Source organism: Thermanaeromonas sp. DSM 22490, from assembly GCF_056378755.1.
Genome location: NZ_JBJHHE010000045.1, coordinates 1 through 7,578 on the forward strand (window position 1 = coordinate 1; position 7,578 = coordinate 7,578).

7 protein-coding genes are annotated in these 7,578 nt (G+C 49.6%); all 7 read left to right on the top strand.

Features of this window, described 5'->3' with window-relative positions:
• Positions 1 to 181 precede the first annotated feature (181 nt).
• The 7 genes from AC1BI1_RS14985 to AC1BI1_RS15015 all read left to right on the top strand — a co-directional run bounded on the left by AC1BI1_RS14985 (position 182) and on the right by AC1BI1_RS15015 (position 7,437).
• A complete protein-coding gene (locus AC1BI1_RS14985) occupies positions 182 to 1,813 on the top strand; it encodes an FAD-dependent oxidoreductase (protein WP_476718112.1) in 1,632 nt (543 codons plus the stop codon).
• Positions 1,814 to 1,828: 15 nt separating this feature from the next.
• Complete coding sequence (locus AC1BI1_RS14990; protein WP_476718113.1) at positions 1,829 to 3,001, top strand: 2-oxoglutarate ferredoxin oxidoreductase subunit alpha; 1,173 nt, start codon at positions 1,829 to 1,831, stop codon at positions 2,999 to 3,001.
• Between the two features lies 1 nt (position 3,002).
• Entirely contained in the window at positions 3,003 to 3,839 is an 837-nt protein-coding gene (locus AC1BI1_RS14995; protein WP_476718114.1) for a thiamine pyrophosphate-dependent enzyme, read from the top strand.
• Positions 3,839 to 4,369 carry a 2-oxoacid:acceptor oxidoreductase family protein gene (locus AC1BI1_RS15000; protein WP_476718115.1) on the top strand — a complete coding sequence of 177 codons (531 nt, stop codon included), beginning with the start codon at positions 3,839 to 3,841 and terminating at the stop codon, positions 4,367 to 4,369. Before AC1BI1_RS14995 ends, AC1BI1_RS15000 begins: the two co-directional genes overlap by 1 nt.
• Positions 4,370 to 4,411: 42 nt before the next feature.
• Entirely contained in the window at positions 4,412 to 5,548 is a 1,137-nt protein-coding gene (gene sucC / locus AC1BI1_RS15005; protein ID WP_476718116.1) for an ADP-forming succinate--CoA ligase subunit beta, read from the top strand.
• 3 nt (positions 5,549 to 5,551) lie between these two features.
• Entirely contained in the window at positions 5,552 to 6,436 is an 885-nt protein-coding gene (gene sucD, locus AC1BI1_RS15010) for a succinate--CoA ligase subunit alpha (RefSeq protein WP_476718117.1), read from the top strand.
• 173 nt (positions 6,437 to 6,609) lie between these two features.
• On the top strand, positions 6,610 to 7,437 hold the full coding sequence (locus tag AC1BI1_RS15015) for a hypothetical protein (protein WP_476718118.1): 828 nt from the start codon (positions 6,610 to 6,612) through the stop codon (positions 7,435 to 7,437).
• Positions 7,438 to 7,578 lie beyond the last annotated feature (141 nt).

Consider the following 7,578-nt stretch of genomic DNA (forward strand, 5'->3'; position numbering starts at 1 on the left):
AGGAGTCCCTGGTCAGTTACATCAGTAACAGGGGTATCAAGCTGGAAAAGAGCAGTTAGGGATTAATGGGGTTATCTACTCTTAATAAATGTATAAAAACATTAAAATTCATCGTTGCTGCATTAGCTGTTAAAATTAGAAACAGGTTTAAAGATAAACTAAGAAAGGAGATATTAGCCTCATGGGGAGCATACCGTGTTGTCAAGATGTTAATACAGCCCCCTGCCAAGAAGCCTGTCCGGCAGGTATTGATGTGCCGAGGTACATCAGGTACATCAGACAAGGTAAGTTTAGCGAAGCTTTAGCCGTAATTCGCGAGAAAATTCCTTTCCCGGCTATCTGTGGTTATGCTTGCGTTCACCCTTGCGAGGCCAAATGCGCCAGGAACCAATTGGATCAGCCGGTGGCCATCCGCCTGCTAAAAAGGGCGGCGGATGATAAAGGGGAAAAGGCGGGGCAGAAGCCCTCGGTGGCTGCTACTCCTACCGGCAAAAAAGTGGCCGTTATAGGCGCTGGTCCTTGCGGGCTCACAGCCGCCTATTACCTGGCTCGGCGGGGCCACCAGGTAACAGTCTATGAAGCTCAAGCTAAGCCCGGTGGGATGATGCGCTACGGTATCCCTCCCTATCGCCTGCCCAGGGAAGTGCTGGATAGGGAGATTGCCGGGATAAAAGAGGCTGGCGTAGAGATAAAGACTGGAAGGAAGATAGACTCCCTGGTGGAGCTACGCGAGCAAGGGTATGATGCTATTTTGCTCGCCTGCGGGAGCTGGCAGGGGGTAAGGCTAGGGATCGAGGGCGAAGATCTTCCTGGTGTATGGGATGGCTTGAGTTTCTTGCGCGAGGTAAACTGCGGCGGGAAGCCGGCTTTGGGCAAAAAAATAGCGGTTATTGGCGGTGGGAATACAGCTATTGATGCAGCCCGCACGGCTTTGCGCTTAGGGGCTAAAGAGGTTACTATCCTCTACCGCCGGAGCAGGGATGAGATGCCGGCTAGCCAGGAAGAGATTGAAGGAGCCTTGGAAGAAGGGATAAAGATTGAATTCCTTGTAGCTCCCCTAAGGATTAAGAGCCAAAACAATGTTTTGGAGCTAACCTGCAGCCGGATGAAGTTGGAAGGGAAGGATAAGGATGGACGGTCCCGGCCGGTTCCAGTGCCTGGAAGCGAGTTTAACCTTGCTTTTGACAATATAATTGTGGCCATCGGGCAAGTGGCAGAGATACCGGTGGGATGGGGATTAGCGGTAGACCACGGGAGGCTCGTGGTCCAGGAAGGAGGTTTTGCGACCAGCCAGCAGGGCGTATTTGCGGCTGGCGATGTGGTGACCGGCCCAGCTTCCATTATTGAAGCTATAGCCCAGGGCAGGGAAGCGGCGCGGGCTATTGACCAATTTTTAGGCGGTGATGGCCGGATTGAGGAAAAGCTTGCGCCGGAAGAGGAAGGAATTTCGGCTGAGCCAGAATTGGTACGCGGATGGGAGCGCCCCTATGTACCTACTATCCCCTTAAGCCAGAGGTTAACTTCCTTTGCTGCCGTGGAGCTGGGGTATGATGCGAGCGCGGCCATAAGAGAAGCACGTCGCTGTCTGGCCTGCGATTTACGGGATTTTAAGGTAGAGGTTGATGGTAAGGCATGTAAAGAATGCGGCTATTGTATGGAGGCCTGTACCCTGGGGGTATTTGCTCCGGCTGATTATTTCAACGATCGCGGGTACAAACCTGTAGTAGCTGCCCATAGCGAAAGGTGTATCGGATGCTTGGCATGTTTCTATGTATGTCCTGACTTTGCTATAGATATTGAAAGGGTTAGATAGGGGGAGATGTGGAAAATGAGGCGTACGCTGGATACAGGTAATGCAGCCATTACGGAGGGTGCCATAATTGCTGGATGTAGGGTATTTGCCGGCTACCCTATAACGCCGGCTACGGAGATAGCTGAAAACATGTCGCGCAGGTTGCCCCAGGTGGGAGGGTATTATCTTCAGGCAGAAGATGAAATGGCAGCCCTGCATATCTGTATAGGCGCATCTTTGGGTGGGCTTAAAGCCATGACGGCTACTTCTGGTCCAGGGTTTATCCTCTATGCCGATCCTCTGGGATGGGCTATTGGCAGCGAGATACCGCTGGTAGTAGTCAATGCCCAGAGGGTTGGTCCTGTAAGCGGTATTACGGGTGCCCCTGGACAGGGCGAATTTTATCTCAGCCGTTATCCCACCCAGGGCGGCAACTTTGAACTGATAGTTTTGGCTCCAAACAGTGCGCAAGAGGCTTTTACCCTTACGGTGGAGGCCTTCTATTTAGCTGAACGCTTTCGTATGCCGGTAATACTTTTAGCCGATCAGTTGGTAACCGATGGGTGGGAAACCTTGATTTTGCCGGAAACCGAAGAGGAAATACAGCAGATGGGGCTCAAGGTAGTACCCAGGCGCATTCACCCGGGACCTGAATTTTATCCCGCCTCGGACGAGATTGACATCCCGCCTGTAGTTCTCGGACATAACACGGGAGGAGCGTGTTCGGATTGGACGCCGACTCCTGAGGGTTATGATACTGAAGAGGTGGAGATGCAGCACAGACACGCCTACCGCCTTATTTACAAGGTTAGAAACAACAAGCACTTGATTACCCGCTATGAATCATACTTCGTGGACGATGATCCCGAAGTAATTCTGGTCTCCTACGGTACTCCTTCGCGCGTGGTAAAAAGCGCAGTAAAGGCAGCGCGCGAGAAGGGCTGGAAAGTAGGTGGGTTAAGGCTGATTTCCCTGTGGCCCTTCCCGGATGAAATTTTCAATAAGAAAGCTAAATACCTATCGGTGGAGCTAAATTATGATGGCCAGCTGGTGAGGGAAGTTCAGCGCGCCATGCCTAAGGGTAGCGAAATTCATTTTGTGGGCAAGTGCGGGGAGCTCTTCCGGGTGGCAGAGCTACTGGAAGTAATCGAAGCTTTACTCAATGATAAGCCTATCAAAGCTAAGCAATGGGAAATGGAGGCTTGGTAATATGGATTACCTGGCGACAAAATATTTGCGCCCCAGAAAAATCCCCAGTACAGCCTGCAGTGGTTGTGGGTTAGGGCAGGTACACAAAAAGGTGGTTAAAGCCATTGATGAACTGGGGTTGGAAATAAAAGATGTGATATGGGGAACGGGTATAGGGTGCGCTGGCAGACAGACTTTTGCCACCTGGAAAGGAGATAACTTTGCAGGTACACACGGAAGAGCCTATGCTATAGCCACCGGATTGCGCCTGGCTCTACCCCCTGATAAAAAAATCATCTTGACCGTAGGGGATGGTGATGCCTTCGGCATAGGTCTTCTCAACCTTTTAAACTGTGCGCGGCGAAATGTGGGCATGACCGTTATTGTGTGCGATAATCTAGGGTATCAGTCCACTGGCGGACAATACGGCTGGACCACACCTGAGGGGTATCGCACGGACAGCAGTCCTTATGGCATGAGGGAGTACAACTGGATTCAGGGCGGCAGGGATATACTGGGTATTTTAAGGGAAGCCGGTGCCACTTTCCTGGCCAGGCATACCAGCATAGAAGGAGAAAACGCGGTAGAAAGCATCAAGAAGGGGCTTATGAATAAGGGCTTTTCCCTAATCCACTTTATCTATCCTTGCGTAACCAACTTTGCTGAGAGAGCCCTGGGGACCAGAAAACCGGTAGAAGTTTACAAATGGTTTAAAGAGCGAACGAAGAATATGTGGGAGAAAGGGCCAGAAGATATTACCTTTAAGACCGGGATCTATTATGATGCCAGCAACAGCCGGCCGGAGTTTTCAGATTTCATGCGGAGCTGGGTGGCGGATATTCAAAGGAGGTATCGGTGATGCGCACAGAAGTACTGGTCAGCGGGTTTGGGGGACAGGGGGTAGTGAGGGTAGGCCAGGCCTTGAGCCTTGCTGCTGTCTATCAGGGGCTATATACAACCATGCTTATCAGCCACGGCACAGAAACGCGGGGGGGCTATGTGCGCAGCCAGGTTGTTATGTCCGAAGAACCGGTGGACAGTCCTGTGGTAGAGAATCCGGATTACTTTTGTGCCCTGTCCAAGGCAGCTTACAGCAAATTTAATTCCCTAGTGAGCAAGGGGATCATCCTTTACGATCCTGCTTTTGTGGAGCCGGATAATAGTTTAAAAGTCAAGCAGATACCGATAAGCGCTCGAGATATAGCAGTTAGGGAATTAGGCCGAGAAATTTTTGCTAATGTGGTGTTGCTCGGAGCTTTAACCAAATTAATGGGTGGTCTTCTGGACAAGGAAAACGTCTTAAAAGCTATGCTGGAAAGGGTGCCCAGGTTTAAAGAAGAAAATAAGCGAGCCTTTGAGATAGGGTATGGTTTAGAGTTTGGCCTCTAGAAGGCAGTCACAAATTAAAGCCAAAGAAGGAGTAATTATCCTATGAAGTTATATGAGTATGAAGGGAAAGAACTCCTTGCACGCCACGGCATACCGGTTCCCCAGGGTTTGGTGGCAGGGTCCCTGGAAGAGGTAGAGGAAGCGGCCCGCAAGATTGGTGGTCCGGTGGTTCTAAAATCGCAAATCCTACAGGGGGGAAGGGGTAAGGCCGGGGGTATTAAGTTTGCTGCCTCTCCCGAGACTGCCAGGCAAATGGCCGGGGAGATCCTGGGCCAGCACCTTAAGTCCGAAAAAGTAAGCAAAGTACTGGTGGAACAAAAGCTCGATATTGCCCAAGAGTTCTACCTTTCTATTACTATTGATGCGGTCCAAGGCTCTCCCCTGATCATGGCCAGCGCTGCCGGTGGTATGGATATAGAAGAAGTGGCTAAGGAGTCTCCGGAAAAGATTATCATGGAAACTATACCTATTTTCCTAGGTCTGATGCCCTTCCAAGCCCGTCGTGTGGCCTATAATTTGGGATTGGACGGAAAACAGGTTAACGCAGCAGTAGATATTATGCTGAAGCTCTATCAGGTGTTCCGTAAGTATGATGCTGAGCTGGTAGAAATCAACCCCTTGGTAGTTACCAGTACTGGAGAATTGGTAGCTGCTGACGCTAAAGTGATAATATATGACAATGCCCTTTTCCGGCAGAAGGAGTTCGTAAAAGGTCCGGAGAGGTTTGAAGATGAGCGGGAATACCGGGCATCTCAATATGGTCTGGGTTATGTAAAACTGGATGGGAATATCGGGGTTCTTTGTACCGGCGCCGGGCTTACTATGACGGTTTTAGATCTGATCAATTACTACGGAGGTAAACCGGCCAACTTCCTGGAATTCGGCGGGGCTACTTACAAGAACTCCTATTACGCCCTGGAACTGGTTTTAACCGATCCCGACGTCAAAGTAGTGCTAATTAATACTTTTGGACTGGTAGCCCGAGCCGACGTCATAAGCCAGGGTCTGGCCCAGGCTATACAAGAATTAAAACCGCCGGTACCCATTGTTGCTTCCATAAGGGGTACGGGAGAAGAGGAAGCACGCAGGATTTTGCAGGAACAGACTAATATAAAACTTTATCCCAACGTAGAAGAGGCCGTCCGTGCAGCTGTAGAAATAGCCGCGCAGGAGGGATAAAAAGTGAGTATTCTCCTAACTGGTGATACTAGAGTAATAGTTCAAGGGATTACGGGAAACGAGGGTACTTTTTGGACCCAGCATATGCTAGATGCAGGCACTAAAATAGTAGCTGGAGTGACTCCGGGGAAAAAGGGTATGCAGGTGCACGGAGTCCCCGTTTACAATACCGTATGCGAAGCCGTAAAAAACCACGGTGCCGAGGCTTCTGTCATTTTTGTACCCCCGGCCTTCGCTAAGGATGCTACTTTTGAAGCCTTGGAGAGCGGTTTGCGTTTGGTGGTACTCTTAGCGGACGGCTTGCCGGTACAAGATGCTTTAGAAATCCGGTCTTATGCCCGTCAGAAGGGAGCAGTAGTTATTGGACCCAATACTCCAGGTATGGCTACCATCGGCCAGGCTATGCTGGGATTTATCCCTGTGTGGCTTTCCTATGTTTATCAGCCCGGGAATGTTGGCGTGGTTGCTCGTAGCGGAAGTCTTACCAATGAGATTTGTTCCCATATTGTTGCCGCAGGATTGGGCCAGAGCACTTTTGTGGGGTTGGGAGGAGATCCCGCTCCTTGTACACGTCTCATTGAAATCATGGATATGTTTCAGAAAGATCCGGAGACAGAGGCTCTAGTTATTATCGGTGAAGTCGGCGGAAGCATGGAAGAAGAAGCAGCAGAAATGATTTTGGCTGGCAGGTTTACCAAACCAGTGGTATGCTTTATTGCCGGCCGCTCAGCTCCACCCGGTAAAAAAATGGGCCATGCCGGTGCAATAATCAGCATGGGGAAAGGAACAGTCCAGGGAAAGGAAGAAGCGCTGAGGCGCGCAGGTGCTATGATTGCTACCCGTCCTGCGGAAGTAGGGGTACTTTTGCAACAGGCGCTAGGAAAGTAGTAACTTTATTTCCTTTTTTCCTTTTATGCCTGAGGGAACAGTGCCTTCTTCAAAGAAGTCCTGTTTCCCAGGCATTTTTATATCTTGTTTTAGTAAGGTGAATTCCCTGAGGTCAAAATTTGTTCTTTAGAAATTAATAAAAATGCCCGGAGTAAATTTAAGGGGGGATTTAGATGAGAACCTTAACCGAAGAACTAGAAACCCTGGCCAGAAATGAGGGAGCCAGGCTTTTTGGTGTGGCGCCTGTGGAACGTTTCCAGGGAGCTCCGCCGGGACATCACCCGCTGGATTTTCTGGCGGAGGCCCAAAGGGTAGTTGTAATAGGTATACCCATACCAAAAAGAGTAATTAACTACCATACATTGCTAGAGAATTCAACCGTAATAACCGGCGACTTTAGACAGGAATATCTGCAGCAGTATTTTTACCAAGTGGCTGGTTACGATATTATCAACCAGCGCTTGGAGCAGATAGCGCTTTCTTTAACCCTTTTTTTGGAAGACAAAGGGATACCGACTATTTATTTTCCTCCAACTTACGGTCCTCATAAAGATATTCAGGATCGGGTGCCGGGCCAGTTTGGTATTTTTTCCATGCGCCATGCTGCTGTAAGGGCTGGACTGGGAGAATTCGGGCTAAATAATGTGGTAGTTACCCCCCAGTACGGACCCAGGGTCCGCTTTACTGCTTTGGTAACTGCTGCGGAGCTAAAGGTTACCCCTTTAACACAAGAAAAGCTTTGCCGCGGCAAAGCGTGTATGGCCTGTATCAGACAGTGTCGTCCCGGTGCCTTAAAAGTAAACCAGAATCTGGACATCATCTGTCCGGACAATTTAGAGGTAGAAGAGACTTTAACCTATCGAAACAAGGGAGAAAAAAGTATAGAGGGGGCAATATGGTACGATCCTGTAAGCCGTACGGATATACCCACCTGTAGAGCAGACCGTATCAAAGCCTTTTGTTATGGCCAATGTCTTCGGGTTTGCCCTGTAGGAAATTAAGGTGCATCACACCCCTTATTGGCTTTGAGGGGAAAGGTGCTTCCTAGCCCACTTTTTAAGTTCTGCTAGGAGACTGTTGACCAATACCCATTTATTTAGGGATAAGAACTTCTATGCCCAAAAACTGTTTAACAGAAATTA

Coding starts and splice junctions, on each gene's coding strand:
- AC1BI1_RS14985 (WP_476718112.1), top strand. CDS start 182: ATGGGGAGCATACCGTGTTGTCAAGATGTTAATACAGCCCCCTGCCAA.
- AC1BI1_RS14990 (WP_476718113.1), top strand. CDS start 1,829: ATGAGGCGTACGCTGGATACAGGTAATGCAGCCATTACGGAGGGTGCC.
- AC1BI1_RS14995 (WP_476718114.1), top strand. CDS start 3,003: ATGGATTACCTGGCGACAAAATATTTGCGCCCCAGAAAAATCCCCAGT.
- AC1BI1_RS15000 (WP_476718115.1), top strand. CDS start 3,839: ATGCGCACAGAAGTACTGGTCAGCGGGTTTGGGGGACAGGGGGTAGTG.
- sucC (WP_476718116.1), top strand. CDS start 4,412: ATGAAGTTATATGAGTATGAAGGGAAAGAACTCCTTGCACGCCACGGC.
- AC1BI1_RS15015 (WP_476718118.1), top strand. CDS start 6,610: ATGAGAACCTTAACCGAAGAACTAGAAACCCTGGCCAGAAATGAGGGA.